Raw genomic sequence first — 14,115 nt, 5'->3', positions numbered from 1 at the left:
GCACACCCCACCGGAGGTCACGATGGCGTGCCGAAGGTAGCATCGTCGGCCATCCCGGCGAGCCGCACGTGACGGTGCGTCACCGCGACCCCCCGTCGTACCCCGCAGATGGCCCGGCGATGCCCCGGAGATGCCCAGGAGAACCGAGTGCAGCTGCGCCCGCCACCGGACCCGTCCACGGTGCCGGAGGACGTTGCGACGGCCCTGGACGCCGCCGCGCGGACCCTGGGGTTCCGCCCCGCCGTGACGGTGCTGCGTGCCGACCGACGCGACGAGCAAGGGGTGGCGAGCCTGGCGCAGTGGGCAGCCAAGGGCGCCCACCTGCTCGAGGCCGACCTCGGTCTCGGTCCCGGCGACCGGTTGCACGTCGACCTGCCGGCCGGGTGGACGCTCGCGGCGGTGTGCCTCGCCGCCTGGTGGGCCGGCATCACGGTGACCACCGACGGGGACGCCGAGGTCGCGGTGGTCGACGAGGGACGATCGGTCCCACCGGCCGCCACGGACGTCCTGCGCACGGGTGCGGCGGTGGACGGTGCCCCGCTCACGGCGTGCGATGGCGAGCCGTGGGCCGAGGCGGTCCAGGCGTTCCCCGACGCGCCACCCCCACCGCGGGCCACACCCGATCTGCCGGCGTTCGCGGCTGGCCCCCGCCGCTGGGACCAGCGCGAACTGCTGGCCGACGCCGCGGCGCTCGGTGACCGGCGAGGCACCCTCGGCCTGACGGTCGCCACCGCCGACGCGGTCCTGGCGGTCCTCGGCGCTGCGGCGCGCCCGTTCGCGGCGCAGCGACCCACGGTGGTCCTGGACGGTGCTACCCGCGACGCTGCTGCGGCCGACCGGGTCACCGCCTGGCTCCCGGGCTAGCGCCCGACGTCGTCGCCGCGGCCCGGCACGCCACCGTGCCGTTCGACCACCTCCCGGGCGACGTCGCGCACCTTGCGGTTGGTCTGCTGCGAGATGCGACGCAGCACCTCGAAGGCGGCCTCCGGGCTACACCGTTGCCGCGCGATGACGATCCCCTTGGCCTGCTCGATGACGCTGCGGGACGCCATCGCCTCCTCCAGTTGCGCCGCCAGATCGGTGGCCCGCTGGAACGCTTGCAGGTTGACCAGCGCGGCGGCGGCCGGGACGGCGATACGCAGGGCCAGCTCTGCGGCGCGGGCGTCGAAGGCGTGCGGTCGTGCAGCGAACACGTTCAGCGCACCGATCGTCTCGTCGTGGGCCCTCAGCGGCGTCGCGAGGAGGCTGCGACAGGCGGCACTCGCCGCCTCCTTCCGGAACCGCGGCCAACGGGTCTCGGTGAGCAGGTCGTCGACCTGTTGGAGCTCGCCCTGCTCGACCGCCGCCACGCACGGCCCCTCACGCAGGCGGTACTGCAGGTGATCGAGCCCCACGACGGTGTCGTCGCTCGATCCCACGGTCACGTACCCCGTCCCGTGGCGCACGGAGACGCTGGCCGCGGCGGTCCCGGGGATGGTCTCCGCCGTCGCCTGGAGCACGAGTTCCAGCGTGCGGTCGAGGTCGGTGTCGTCGATCAGGAGGGCCGCCAACCGCTCCAGGTTGGTCACGTACGCAGCGTCACGGTCGGCGCCCTCGGCTGGGCCCGACGGACCATCTGGGCTCGACGCGCTCGCGTCGCCCTGAGGTCGCACCGACCATCCTGCCACGCCGACGGTCGCCCGAGCAGCGTCCTCCACCCGCATCACCGTCGACCTCGACGATAGCGTCGTCGCGCTGCCTGTGGCGGTTCAGCGCGAGGCGAGCTGGTCGCCCGACAGGGCGTACAGGTCCCCGGCACCGGCCTTGACCGCGCCGGCGAGCCCGGCGACCTGGGGCAGGAGTTGCTCGGCGTAGAAGCGGGCGGTGACGATCCTGGCCTCGAGGTAGTCGGCGTCGTCCCTCGCGAGGGTCGCACCCGAACCGTCGCTGCCCGCATCGAGCAGGTCCTGCGCCGCCTTGGCGCCCTTGGCGAGCAGCCAACCGCCGACCACGGTCGCGAAGACCCGCAGGTACGGGGTCGCACCGGCGAACACCTCGTTGGGCTCCTCGCGGTGCGCGAAGATCCAGTCGGTCAGGTCCTGCAACAGCTCGACGCCCTCGCGCAGCGGCGTGGCGATGCTGGCCAGGCTGTCGGGCAGCTCGTCGGGGAACGCGGCGAGGTCGGCGAGGAAGCCCTTCACGAAGGAGCCGCCGTCGTAGGGGAGCTTGCGCCCCACGAGATCGAGCGCCTGGATGCCGTTGGTGCCCTCGTAGATCGGCGCGATGCGCGCGTCGCGGTAGTGCTGGGCGACACCGGTCTCCTCGACGTACCCCATGCCGCCGTGGATCTGTAGGGCCAGGGAGGTCAGCTCGACCCCGAGGTCAGTGCACCACGCCTTCGACAGCGGGGTGAGCAGGTCGGCGAGCTTCTGCTGCTGCTCGCGCACCACCGCATCGGTGCTGCCGTGCGCGAGGTCGAGGGCGTGCGCGTTGAGGTAGCACAGCCCACGCATGGCCTCGATGTAGGCCTTCTGGGTCAGCAGCATCCGCCGGATGTCAGCGTGCTCGATGATCGGGGACTGCTCACCGGGGGCCGAGGTCGGACCGCGGCCCTGGCGACGCTCCTGGGCGTAGGCCAACGCCTGCTGGTAGGCGCGCTCGGCGATGGCCAGGCCCTGGATGCCGACGCCGAGCCGCGCGTCGTTCATCATCGTGAACATGCCGCGCATGCCGGTGTGGGGCTCGCCGACGAGGTAGCCGACCGCGCCGTCGCCGTCCTCGCCGTAGGCCATCACGCAGGTCGGCGAGGCGTGGATGCCGAGCTTGTGCTCCAGCGAGACCACCTTGACGTCGTTGCGTTCGCCGAGCGAGCCGTCCTCGTTCACGAGGAACTTGGGGACGATGAACAGCGAGATGCCCTTGGTGCCCGGGGGCGCGTCGGGCAGTCGGGCCAGGACCAGGTGGATGATGTTGTCGGTCAGCTGGTGCTCACCGAAGGTGATGTAGATCTTCTGCCCGGTGATGCGGTAGCTGCCGTCGCCAGCCGGCACGGCCTTCGTGGTCACCGCGCCGACGTCCGAGCCGGCCTGCGGCTCGGTGAGGTTCATCGTGCCCGACCACTCGCCGGTGACCATCTTGGGCAGGTAGGTCTGCTTCTGCTCGTCCGAGCCGTGGTGGGTGAGCAGGTAGACCGCGCCCGTGGTCAGGAGGGGCCCGAGCGAGAACGCCAGGTTGGCCGAGTTGATGGTCTCCTTGACGGCGTTGGCCACCGTCAGCGGGAAGCCGCCGCCGCCGAACTCCGTCGGGTGCTGGAGGGTGCCCCAGCCCGCCTCGACGTACTGGTCGTAGACCCGCTTGAACGAGCCGGGGAGGATGACCTCGTCCCCCTCGACCCGCGCCCCGTCGGCGTCACCGTCGCGGTTGGTCGGCGCGATCGCCTGGGACGAGAACCGGCCCGCTTCCTCCAGCAACCCGAACACCAGCTCGGGGTCGGCGTGCGCGTACGCGTCCAGGGCGGTGAGGTCACCGATCGGGGTCACGTGCTCGAGCACGAAGCGGATGTCGCGGGTGGGGGCGGTGTAGTCAGTCATGTCCGGGAGCGTACCGACGCCCGGAGCCCTCCCCGAAGCCAGCACTAGGCTCCCACAGCCGGGTACCAGCGACCGAGGAGTGCGACGTGGCCGACCGCCACCGCAACCTCGTGCGCGTGCCCGGCCCGATCCTCGCGCTCGGTCGGGGTCTCGGCCTGTCGGTCGGCGAGGTGCGGTCCTACTGGGCCCAGGAGTCGCGCAGCATCCGATCGGGCTCGAGCGCGCTGGCCCTCGGGCTCGGCGCCACCCTCATCGCCGGTATCACCCTGGCCTCCGCCGAGGGCCGGCTCGAGTCCATCCCGGGGCTCCTCGCCCTCATCCCGGCCGCCATCGGCATGCGCGGCGCCATCTTCGGTGCGCTCGGTTCGCGGCTGTCGACCGGCATCTACACCGGTCAGTTCGACCGTCAGCTCACCCGCAGGAGCTACCTCGGACGACAGGTCGAGGCCTCCTCGATCCTGTCGGTCGCATCCGCCACGCAGGCCGGCCTGATCGCCTGGGCCATCAGCGCCGCGCTCGGCCTGCCGACCATCCCGCTGCTCGACCTCGTGGCGATCTCCCTGGTCGGCGGGTTGTTGTCGTCCGCGGTGCTGTTCGTCGTCGTGATCTGGATGGCGCGACGGTCGGACCGGGTCGGGTTCTCCATGGACGATGTCGGCGCGCCGATCATCACCGCCACCGGAGACCTCGTCACGCTGCCGGCGCTGCTGGTCGCGACCTACGTGCTGGACGTGCCCGTGCTCCCCGAGGCGCTCGGCGCCCTCGGGCTCGTGGGTGCGGTCGTGGTCTCGATCCTCGGGATCCGCCAGTCCGAGCAGACGATCCGACGGGTGGTCCGCGAGTCCCTCGTCGTGCTGACCATCGCGGTCACCATCGACGTCTTCGCCGGTGTGGTGGTCGAGGCCCGCGCCGAGGATCAGTTCAGCGCCGCGGCGCTGCTGGTGCTCATCCCCCCGTTCATCGCCAACTGCGGCTCCCTCGGTGGGATGCTCTCCAGTCGGCTCGCCTCCAAGCTGCACCTCGGCCAGCTCGAACCGCGCCTCCTGCCGGGCAAGCTCGCCTCCCTCGACTTCTCGCTCATCGCGCTGCTGGCGTTCCTGGCGTTCACCGGCGTCGGTGTCGCCGGCTGGCTCGCGGCCCTGATCGTCCCGGGCGTCGACCCGCTGTCGGTGCTGGTCACCGTCGGCGTGGTCCTGCTCGGTGGCCTGTTCGCGTTCCCCATCCTGGCCCTGGCGGCGTACGCCTCGGCAGCCACCTCGTTCCGGTTCGGGTTCGACCCGGACAACCACGGCATCCCCATCGTCACCGCCACGATGGACCTCACCGGCGTCCTGTGCCTCCTCGGCGCCATCACCTTGCTGCAACCCGGAGCCTGATCACCATGAGGAACCGACGCACGATCAAGGACATGCTCGTCGAGGCGAAGGACGCCGCCGAGCTGATGGTCGACCTCGCCTACGCGGCGGTCTTCTTCGGCGACGACGCCCTCGCCCGCGAGGTGCTGCGGCTCGAGGACATCGTCGACGAACTGCTGGTCGAGCTGCGTGCCGTGTGCATGATCGCGGCCCGTACCCGCGAGGACGCCGACCAGCTCGCCGGCGTCCTGTCCATGGCGGTGTCGATCGAGGGCATCGCCGATGCCGCCGAGGACATCGCCCGCGTCGTGCTCAAGGACCTCGGGGTCCCGCCCGAGCTGCGCGACGACCTCCGGCACGCGACCGAGGTCACGGCGCGGGTCAAGATCCGCGAGGAGAACCAGCTCGAGTCCGCGTCGCTGCGCGAGCTCGAGCTCCCGGCACGGACGGGCATGTGGGTCATCGCCGTCCGCCGGGACGTGGACTGGCTCTACGGGCCGGGGCCGGACGACGTGCTGCGTGAAGGTGACGTGCTCTTCCTGCAGGGGCCGAAGGACGGCGTCGACCACGTCCGAGCGCTCGCCGGCGGGGTCCCCCGCGAGCTGCCCCCGCCGCCGGAACGTGCCAAGCTGACCAACCTCGACCGCGCGGTGGATCTGGTCGTCGAGCTCAAGAACGCCTCCGAGGTGGCGGTGGGGCTCGCCTACTCGGCCATCCTGTTGCAGGACCGGTCACTCGCAACCGAGGTCAGCGTCATCGAGGACGCCTCCGACGAGCTCTACCACCAGCTCGAGGGGTGGGTCCTGCGGGCAGCGGTGGAGCTCGAGGACCCCGACGAGCTGCGCGGGATGCTGCACCTCGCCTCCGCATCCGAGCGCATCGTGGACGCTGCCCAGTCCATGACGCGGGTCATCGAGGACGAGGGCCCGCCCCACCCGATCATCGCCGCGGCGCTCGCCGAGGCGGACGAGATCGTCGCCGACGCCGAGGTCGCGGCGGGCAGCGCCGCCGCCGACCGGACCCTCAAGGAGCTGCAGTTCCACACCCAGACCGGCATGGAGGTCCTCGCGATCCAGCAGAACGGGCGCTGGACCTACCGACCGAAGCGCGGCCGGACCGTGCAGGTCGGCGACCGCCTGCTCGCGATCGGACCCGAGGAGGGTGCCCCGCGGCTGCGCGAGCTGTGCGGCGATGCCCGCCCGGAGGGCGACGAGGGGTGGGTCACCACCGAGGAGGAACGCGAACACGACGAACGCGGCTGACCGCAGCGGCCGGGGTCAGCTGGTGGCCACGTCCGGGAGGTGGTCCAGGACCCCGGTCAGGTCACGCTTGTAGCGCCCGAACCGGGGTGGCTTGAGGATGGAGAGCGACGCCCGAGGCCCGTCCAGGCCGGGCCCACGGTCGACGCCGGCGCGTCCCACACCGGGCCAGTCGAGCGGCACGTGGGTCCAGGCCTCCAGGACCGGCACCAGGTAGACCGGCGTGCCATCAGGGAGGGACAACGCCGCCTTGATCCCACCCCGCAGCAGCTGGCCGTGGATGTGGGTCAGCGCCGCCTCGGCCCCGGGCACCTGCGCTCTGCTCAGGCCGTACAGCTCCAGGTCGGGCACGTCGAGGCGCGCTGCGCCGTGGGTGCGGACCCACCAGGTCCCCTCCCCCGCCGCGCGCGTGACGATGGCGTCGTCGACCGACACCACGCCGATGGCGAGCCGGCCGAGCCACGCCTCGTCCCTGTCGGCGAGGGCCGACAGGTCACGGACGCCGCGGACGCGCCCCTTGAGCTGACGAGCCAGGCCCTGGAGGAGCAGCGCGTGCCGGCGCATGCCCTCGGCGAGCCCGTCGGAGCCGATGTAGGTCTCGACACGCAGCAGCGGTGCCCCGTCGTCGTCGGCCAGCGCGCGGACCACCGCCTTCTGCATCCGGCCGCCCCAGTGGACTTCCTGCGCCGCGCCGTCCGAACCCCGCACAGGCGCGGCCCGGTCGATGTCCTTGGTGCGGCCGGCCGCCCGCACCACGTCGCTGACGTCCGCGAGCGGCGCATCGAGCACCAGCGCGAGCATCGAGGTGTATCGGTCGGCCACGGTCACGCTCCTCGGGCAGGCTCACTCGGCGACGAGGGTAGGACCCGTCGCACGGGCCGTCCGACCTGCGTCGCCGCCACGCAACCCCGGGCGGCCCGGGCGAACCGGTCGTAGCGTCAGGCTTCTCCCGACTCGAGGAGACGACGTGCAGCAGCGGGTGCTCGGCCAGGATCTGACCGTGTCGGCGCTCGGCCTCGGCTGCATGGGGATGAGCTTCGCCTACGGGGGTGCCGACGAGGCGCGGTCGGTGGCGACCCTGGAGCGGGCGATCGAACGCGGTGTGACGCTGTTCGACACGGCCGACATCTACGGACCCGAGACGAACGAACGTCTCGTCGGCCCGGTGCTCGCCCGGCACCGCGACGACGTCGTGCTCGCCACCAAGTTCGGCGCCTACTCCCTCGAGATCGACGGCCGCTCCCCCGACGGTCGGCCCGACTACGCCGCACGGGCCTGCGACGCGTCGCTCCTGCGCCTCGGCGTCGACGTGATCGACCTCTACTACCTGCACCGCGTGGACCCGCAGGTCCCGGTGGAGGAATCCATCGGCGCGATGGCCGACCTGGTCACCGCCGGCAAGGTCCGCCACCTCGGCATCTCGGAGGCGACAGCCGAGCAACTGCGGCGGGCCCACGCGACGCACCCGATCAGCGCGCTCCAGAGCGAGTGGTCCCTGTGGACGCGCGACCTCGAACGTGAGGTGCTGGCGACCGCCCGCGAGCTCGGGATCGGTCTGGTGCCCTACTCCCCGCTCGGTCGCGGGTTCCTGACCGGGACCATCCGGTCGGTCGCGGACCTGCCCGAGGGCGACTGGCGGCGCGGCAACCCGCGGTTCGCCGAGCAGGCGCTCGCCGCCAACCTGCGGCTGGTGGAGGTGGTCGAGTCGATGGCTGCTGATCACGCGGCCACGGCGGCGCAGGTCGCGCTCGCCTGGGTGTTGGCGCAGGGCGATGACGTCGTCCCCATCCCGGGAACGACGCGTCCGGAGCGGCTCGACGAGAACCTCGCCGCGCTCGACGTCAGCTTGAACGACGCCGACCTCCGAGCTCTCGACCAGGCGTGCCCACCGGGGGCAGCGACCGGCACGCGCTACGCGGAGGCCGCCATGCGGTTCGTCGCCACCTGACCCGACCGCTCCGCGGGTGACGGCCGCCTCCGCGGAGGGCGCTCGTCCTCCGGACCCACTCGCTCGCTCGGCATCGCTGAGCCGACCGCTCCGCGGGTGACGGCCGCCTCCGCGGAGGGCGCTCGTCCTCCGGACCCACTCGCTCGCTCGGCATCGCTCCGCTCGCCTCACAGCCTCCGCTGCGGCGACCGTCACCCGCTCCGCTCGCGTGGTGGTGCGAGGGAGACCGCCGGTGGCGCGGAGGAGATCCCCCAGGGATCGAGGAGCACGCACGGCGAGGGAGAACGAGGCCCCCCAGGGGCCGATGGACGACCCAGAGCTAGAGGCCGAGGTCGCGGGCGATCAGCAGGCGCTGGACCTCGCTGGTGCCCTCGCCGATCTCGAGGATCTTGGCGTCCTGGTAGAAGCGGCCGACGCGGGTCTCGGTGGTGAAGCCCATCCCGCCGAACACCTGGGTGGCCTCGCGCGCGGCGGTCACGGCCTGTTCGGAGGAGAACAGCTTCGCGATCGACGCCTCACGCTTGTAGGGCAGGCCCTCGAGCTTGCGCCAGCACGCGTAGCGGTACATGTGGCGGGAGGTCTGGGCGGCGACTTCGAGGTCGGCGATCTTGAAGGCGACCGCCTGGTTGGCGGCGATGGGCTTGCCGAACGCTTCGCGCTCCCCCGCGTAGCGGACGCACTCCTCGACGCAGCCCTGGATGAGCCCGACGGCGAGCGCCGAGATGGCGATGCGGCCGTCGTCGAGGGTCTTGAGGAACTGGCGGAACCCCGCGCCTCGTTCGCCGAGCTGGTGGTCGAGCGGGACCCGGACCCCGTCGAGGGTCAGTTCGCGGGTGTCCGACGCGTGCCAGCCGACCTTGCGGTACGGCGGGGCGAACGAGAACCCGGGCGTGTCGACGGGCACGACGATGGCGGTCATCTCGCCGGGCGCGGTCATCGCGGTGACCGTGATGATGGAGGTCATCTCGGTGCCGGAGTTGGTGATGAACTGCTTGGTGCCGTCGATCACCCAGTGGTCGCCGTCCTGGACGGCGCGGGTCTTGGTCGCACCGAAGACGTCGGACCCGCCGCCGGCCTCGGTCAGACCGAAACCACCGAGCTTCTCGCCCCGGGCGAGCTCGGGCAGCCAGCGCTGCTTCTGCTCGTCGGTCCCGAACTCGAAGATGGGGGCAGCGCCGAGACCGACACCAGCCTCCAGGGTGATGCCGACCGACTGGTCGACGCGGCCGAGCTCCTCGAGGGCGAGGCAGAAGGTGAGGTAGTCGCCGCCGACGCCGCCCCACTCCTCGGGGAAGATGAGCCCGAACAGGCCCATCTCGCCCATCTGGCGCACGATCTCGACCGGGAAGCGCCCCTCGGCGTTGAACTCGTCGGCCGCTGGCGCCACGACGGCGTCGGCGAAGTGCGCGACGACCTTCCGGAACTCCTCCTGCTCCGGACTCAGCGCGTACGAGACCATCGTTTCCCTCCCAGGGCGACGTCGATCGCGAGCGTAACCGGGATGGTTGGACGTCCGAGCGTCCAGGCGTGGCCCGCACTCACGAGCGGGCCGTGGGCCGGTCGCCCGGTCAACCGGTCAGCCCGATGGCGGCCCCGAGGGTGATGACGGCGGCACCACCGGCGGCGCGCAGCCACCGGCGCGCCGCGGGGCGTGGGAGGCGACCGAGCACCGTCCCGACCCCGACGAGGCCGAGCTGCCACGACAGCGAGGCGACGGCGAGGGACAGCACGAACGCGGCGCGGGCTTGCAGGCTCGGGAGCCGGTCGGACAGGGCCACGGCGATGATCCCCCCGTGCAGCAGCGTGCCGGGGTTGACCGCGGTGAGCGCGGCGAAGGCCAGGCCGGTCCGTGCGGCGCTGCCTCGAGGGGGTGGCGGTGGGGTGACGGCACCTCGCCGCTCGTTCCACGCGGCCCGGACCCCGAGGACACCCAGTCCGACGAGCAGGATCGCGGCCGTCGAGCGGAGCACCTCGTCGACCGGCGCCAGCAGCGCGGTGACGGCGGCGCCGGATCCGACCGCCAGGGTCGCGTACCCGAGGTCGACGGTGGCGATCCCGAGGGCTGCGGCGATCCCGTGGTGGCGGCCGCGCCGCGAGGAGACGTCGACGAGGAGGAGGCCGATGGGGCCGAGCGGCACGGCGAGTGCCAGGCCGGCGGCGAGCCCGGCCACGGCCGCGCCGAGGACGATGCTGAGCGATGTCACGGGTGGCTGCCTCGTGTGTGGGGTGCGGCCCATCCTGACGACGGCGCTACCGTGGCCGACACGGAACTCAGCGAGGTCTGGCCACGATGACCGCAGGAACCCCGGCGTTGGACCTGATCGACCGCCGTATCGTCGATGCTCTCCTCCGGGACGCCCGTCTGACGTGGCAGGCGCTGGCGGACGAGATCGGGCTGTCGCCGTCCGCCACCACCGACCGGGTACGACGTCTCGAGGCCCGTGGGGTGCTCGCCGGCTACGGCGCCCGGGTGCCCGCCGCGGTGATCGGCAGACCGCTGGAGGCATGGGTCGCGGTGGTGCTCGCCGAGCCGGCCGACGGGTCGGACTTCGAGGCTGCCATCCGCGGCGAACCGGCCATCGTCGAGGCAGTGCACCTGACCGGCAGCGCCGACTACGAGGTGCGGGCCCTGTGCGCCGACACCGCCGAGGTCGACGCGCTCGTGCGGCGGTTGAAGTCCGAACACGGTGCGGCGCGGACCGAGACCCGCATCGTCCTCGACCGGCCGTACGGTCCCGCGCTGCTGCCCCCACCCTCCTGACCGACGTCCGGCTCCAGACGGACCTCGCAGCCAACGCCCGGTCCCGGTCAGGTGGGTCGGACGTGTTCGACGTCGCCGGCGGTGACCGCGACCTGGCCGACCTCCGCCGCCTCGACCACCAGCCGTCCCTGGCGGTCGAGATCGACGGCCCGCCCCGCGAGCACCTCGCCGTCGGGGAAGGTGACCCGGACGTCGGCGCCGATGGTCACGCAGTTGTCGCGGTAGGCGACCAGCAGGCGGAGCGGGTCGCTCGGCACCGACCGCAGCCACACCGACAGGCCGCGGAGGACGTCGGCCAGCACGTCGGCCCGATCCACGTCCCGACCCGTGGCCTCGGCGACCGACGTCCACGTCACCGCGTCGCCTTCGCGGGGCACGTCGCGCCAGTCGAGGTCGACGCCGATGCCGACGATCAGCACCTCGCCACCCACGTCCGGACCGCTGGTGGCGCGGACCGCGTGCCGTTCGACCAGGATCCCGGCGGTCTTCGCCGGTGTGCCGTCGGCGGCGGGCAGGAGCACGTCGTTGGGCCACTTGAGGCCGGGGGTGGTGCCGGCACGACGGAGAGCATCGGCCACGGCGAGCCCGACGGCCAGGGGCGTGAGGGACGCGTCGCTGCCCGGCACCCCCACGGCCGCCGACAGGGTCAACGACCGCACCCGGTCGCCAGCGCTCGCATCCTCCCACGGCCGGCCCTGTCTCCCACGGCCAGCCGTCTGGTGGTCGGCGACGACCACGAACCCCGGTGGTGTGCCCTCACGCACCATCTGGAGCGCCACGTCGCTGGTCGAGGTGACCTCCGGCTCGTGGATCAGGCTGTGCCAGCCGAGGGGTCCGCCGAGCAGCGCCGCGATGCGGTCCTGGTGGTCGAGGGTGGTCATCGGCGATCTCGGTGGCGGGGTGCGGGTGGCGACCCGGAGCGGGCCCGACTGGGGGGCGCGGGGGTGCCCGAGGCTAGGCTCCCGCCGTCGCTCGTGGTCGCGCGCAGCACCCTGCGGCCCGGCGACGCTCGCTCCCGCCCCACCCGATCGAGAGGTGCCCCGTGGCCGAGACCACGAAGGACAAGCTCGCCGAGCTCGACCGCCGGCGCGCCGAGCACGCGACCGGCGGTGGCGAGGACGCCATCGCCAAGCAGCACGATCGGGGCAAGCTCACCGCCCGTGAACGGGTCGACCTGCTGCTCGACGAGGGCTCGTTCGTCGAGACCGACGCGTTCGCGGTCCACCGGGCCACCGGCTTCGGCCTCGAGGAGAAGAAGATCCTCGGCGACGGGGTGGTCACCGGACACGGGACCATCGACGGGCGGCGAGTCGCGGTCTTCAGCCAGGACTTCACCGCGTTCGGTGGCTCGCTCGGTGAGGTGTTCGCCGCGAAGGTCGTCAAGATCATGGACCTCGCCGAGCGGATGGGCATCCCGGTCATCGGCCTGAACGACTCCGGCGGCGCCCGCATCCAGGAGGGCGTGGTCTCCCTCGGCGGGTACGGCGACATCTTCCTGCGCAACGTGCGCAGCTCGGGCGTGATCCCGCAGATCAGCGCCATCATGGGGCCCTGCGCCGGTGGCGCGGTGTACTCCCCCGCCATCACCGACTTCGTGTTCATGGTCAAGGACACGAGCCACATGTTCATCACCGGTCCGAACGTCATCAAGACGGTCACCGGCGAGGACGTCACGATGGAGCAGCTCGGCGGCGCGATGAGCCACGCGTCCAAGTCGGGGGTGGCGCACTTCGCCGCCGACGACGAGGAGAGCTGCCTCGAGGACATCAAGTACCTCCTCTCCTTCCTCCCGTCGAACAACTTGGAGCTGCCGCCGGCGGTCGAGTCCGCCGACGACCCCGACCGGCTGGTGCCCGAGCTCGACACCTTCATGCCCGACAGCCCGAACGTGCCCTACGACGTGCGGGACCTGGTGCGCCTGGTGGTCGACGACGAGGAGTTCTTCGAGGTCCACCAGCACTACGCCGAGAACATCGTCTGCGGCCTCGCCCGGCTCGACGGCCACCCGGTCGGCGTGGTCGGCAACCAGCCCTCCTACTACGCCGGCGTGCTCGACATCGACGCATCCGAGAAGGCCGCCCGGTTCGTGCGGTTCTGCGACGCGTTCAACATCCCGGTCGTGACCTTCGTGGACGTGCCGGGCTTCCTGCCCGGCACCGACCAGGAGTACGGCGGGATCATCCGCCACGGCGCGAAGCTGCTGTACGCCTACGCCGAGGCGTCGGTCCCGAAGCTCACCGTCATCGTGCGCAAGGCCTACGGCGGCGCCTACGACGTCATGGGATCCAAGCACCTCGGCGCCGACGTCAACCTCGCCTGGCCGACCGCCGAGATCGCGGTCATGGGCGCCAAGGGCGCGGTCAACATCCTCTACCGCCGCGAGCTCGAGGCGGCCGAGGACAAGGACGCGATGCACACCGAGTTCGAGCAGCGCTACGCCGACGACCTGGCCAACCCGTGGCGCGCGGCCGAGCGCGGGTACATCGACGCGGTCATCCAGCCGCGTGAGACCCGCCAGCAGCTGGTGCGGGCGCTGCACTTCTGCGCCGGCAAGCGCGAGCCCCGCCCGGCCCGCAAGCACGGCAACATCCCGCTCTGAGCCGAGGGACCTCCCGTGACCGGACCGACCGACGCGTCGCCCGACGTCCCCACCGCACGCATCGAGGTGACCGGTGGGGGCGTCCCGACCCACGCCGAACTGGCGGCCCTCACCGTCGCGCTGACCCCGGTGGCCGGCCCCGACGTGACGACCGGCGTCGACGCGGTGGTCGGGACGCCGGCGTGGGCGCGGGCAGCGCTGCTCGAAGGGGTCGGTCACCGCACCCCGACGCGGCCGAGCGACCTGGCCGCTGCGACACGGCTCGGCTGACCGATGTCACCGACGGCCGACCGCGACCGCGACGGGATCCCGGCCGACGAGCCCGACCTCGACGAGTTGGCGCACGAGGCCGGGGACGCCGCACGGAGGCTGTCGGCGGCGATCGCCGGCGCGACCATCGTGCTGCTCCACGGTCTGGTGGGCTGGTTCACGGCCGCGCTCGGCCTGGTCGCACCCCTGTGGGCGGTGACCGTCCTGCTGGTGGTGTGGGCCGCTGCCGGCGTCCTCGCCTGGCGCTGGCGTGCCCGCCGACCGATCGTGGCGATGCTGGTGCCGCTCGTCACCGCCGGCGTCGTGCTCGGAGCCGTGGCGCTCGGGAGCCGGTTGCTCGGCTGGAGCGCCTGA

General features: G+C 72.5%; 14 protein-coding genes. 8 read left to right on the top strand and 6 right to left on the bottom strand.

Going from position 1 to position 14,115, the window contains the following annotated elements:
- Positions 1-147: 147 nt before the first annotated feature.
- Entirely contained in the window at positions 148-864 is a 717-nt protein-coding gene (locus tag NITAL_RS10210; RefSeq protein WP_052666142.1) for a hypothetical protein, read from the top strand.
- Here NITAL_RS10210 and NITAL_RS10205 read toward each other — a convergent pair.
- Entirely contained in the window at positions 861-1,568 is a 708-nt protein-coding gene (locus tag NITAL_RS10205) for a GAF and ANTAR domain-containing protein (RefSeq protein ID WP_211262319.1), read from the bottom strand. The two genes, NITAL_RS10210 and NITAL_RS10205, sit on opposite strands and share 4 nt — an antisense overlap.
- 180 nt (positions 1,569-1,748) lie before the next feature.
- The gene (locus NITAL_RS10200; protein WP_052666140.1) at positions 1,749-3,569 is read right to left on the bottom strand and encodes an acyl-CoA dehydrogenase; all 1,821 of its coding nucleotides are present in this window, start codon (positions 3,567-3,569) and stop codon (positions 1,749-1,751) included.
- 86 nt (positions 3,570-3,655) lie between these two features.
- On the opposite strand from NITAL_RS10200, the gene NITAL_RS10195 reads away from it, so the two are divergent.
- A complete protein-coding gene (locus NITAL_RS10195) occupies positions 3,656-4,945 on the top strand; it encodes a magnesium transporter (RefSeq protein ID WP_052666139.1) in 1,290 nt (429 codons plus the stop codon).
- A gap of 5 nt (positions 4,946-4,950) precedes the next feature.
- Entirely contained in the window at positions 4,951-6,186 is a 1,236-nt protein-coding gene (locus NITAL_RS10190) for a potassium channel family protein (protein WP_052666138.1), read from the top strand.
- A gap of 15 nt (positions 6,187-6,201) precedes the next feature.
- Here the strand turns inward: NITAL_RS10190 and NITAL_RS10185 are convergent, their stop codons facing one another.
- On the bottom strand, positions 6,202-7,005 hold the full coding sequence (locus NITAL_RS10185; protein WP_052666137.1) for a hypothetical protein: 804 nt from the start codon (positions 7,003-7,005) through the stop codon (positions 6,202-6,204).
- Between the two features lie 145 nt (positions 7,006-7,150).
- Between NITAL_RS10185 and NITAL_RS10180 the strand changes: the two genes are divergently transcribed.
- Positions 7,151-8,131, top strand: a complete 981-nt coding sequence (locus NITAL_RS10180) for an aldo/keto reductase (protein ID WP_052666136.1) — start codon at positions 7,151-7,153, stop codon at positions 8,129-8,131.
- Positions 8,132-8,450: 319 nt separating this feature from the next.
- Here NITAL_RS10180 and NITAL_RS10175 read toward each other — a convergent pair whose 3' ends face one another.
- On the bottom strand, positions 8,451-9,590 hold the full coding sequence (locus NITAL_RS10175) for an acyl-CoA dehydrogenase family protein (protein ID WP_052666135.1): 1,140 nt from the start codon (positions 9,588-9,590) through the stop codon (positions 8,451-8,453).
- 109 nt (positions 9,591-9,699) lie between these two features.
- Positions 9,700-10,335, bottom strand: coding sequence for a LysE family transporter (locus NITAL_RS10170; protein ID WP_052666134.1), 636 nt, complete (start codon positions 10,333-10,335; stop codon positions 9,700-9,702).
- 86 nt (positions 10,336-10,421) lie between these two features.
- On the opposite strand from NITAL_RS10170, the gene NITAL_RS10165 reads away from it, so the two are divergent.
- Positions 10,422-10,892 carry an Lrp/AsnC family transcriptional regulator gene (locus NITAL_RS10165; protein WP_083441424.1) on the top strand — a complete coding sequence of 157 codons (471 nt, stop codon included), beginning with the start codon at positions 10,422-10,424 and terminating at the stop codon, positions 10,890-10,892.
- A gap of 47 nt (positions 10,893-10,939) precedes the next feature.
- Here the strand turns inward: NITAL_RS10165 and NITAL_RS10160 are convergent, their stop codons facing one another.
- Positions 10,940-11,773, bottom strand: coding sequence for a biotin--[acetyl-CoA-carboxylase] ligase (locus NITAL_RS10160; RefSeq protein WP_052666132.1), 834 nt, complete (start codon positions 11,771-11,773; stop codon positions 10,940-10,942).
- Between the two features lie 161 nt (positions 11,774-11,934).
- Between NITAL_RS10160 and NITAL_RS10155 the strand changes: the two genes are divergently transcribed.
- From NITAL_RS10155 to NITAL_RS10145, 3 genes are read left to right on the top strand one after another with little or no spacing between them, the layout of a single operon-like run.
- Complete coding sequence (locus NITAL_RS10155) at positions 11,935-13,491, top strand: acyl-CoA carboxylase subunit beta (protein ID WP_052666131.1); 1,557 nt, start codon at positions 11,935-11,937, stop codon at positions 13,489-13,491.
- Positions 13,492-13,506: 15 nt separating this feature from the next.
- Positions 13,507-13,761 (top strand): hypothetical protein, encoded by a 255-nt coding sequence (locus tag NITAL_RS10150; protein ID WP_052666130.1) that lies wholly within the window; start codon positions 13,507-13,509, stop codon positions 13,759-13,761.
- A 3-nt stretch (positions 13,762-13,764) separates the two neighbouring features.
- A complete protein-coding gene (locus NITAL_RS10145; protein WP_052666129.1) occupies positions 13,765-14,115 on the top strand; it encodes a hypothetical protein in 351 nt (116 codons plus the stop codon).

This window comes from Nitriliruptor alkaliphilus DSM 45188 (assembly GCF_000969705.1).
Taxonomy (GTDB): domain Bacteria; phylum Actinomycetota; class Nitriliruptoria; order Nitriliruptorales; family Nitriliruptoraceae; genus Nitriliruptor; species Nitriliruptor alkaliphilus.
The sequence above is the reverse complement of the archived record's forward strand: the minus strand, read 5'-3'. Positions and strand labels throughout refer to the sequence as shown.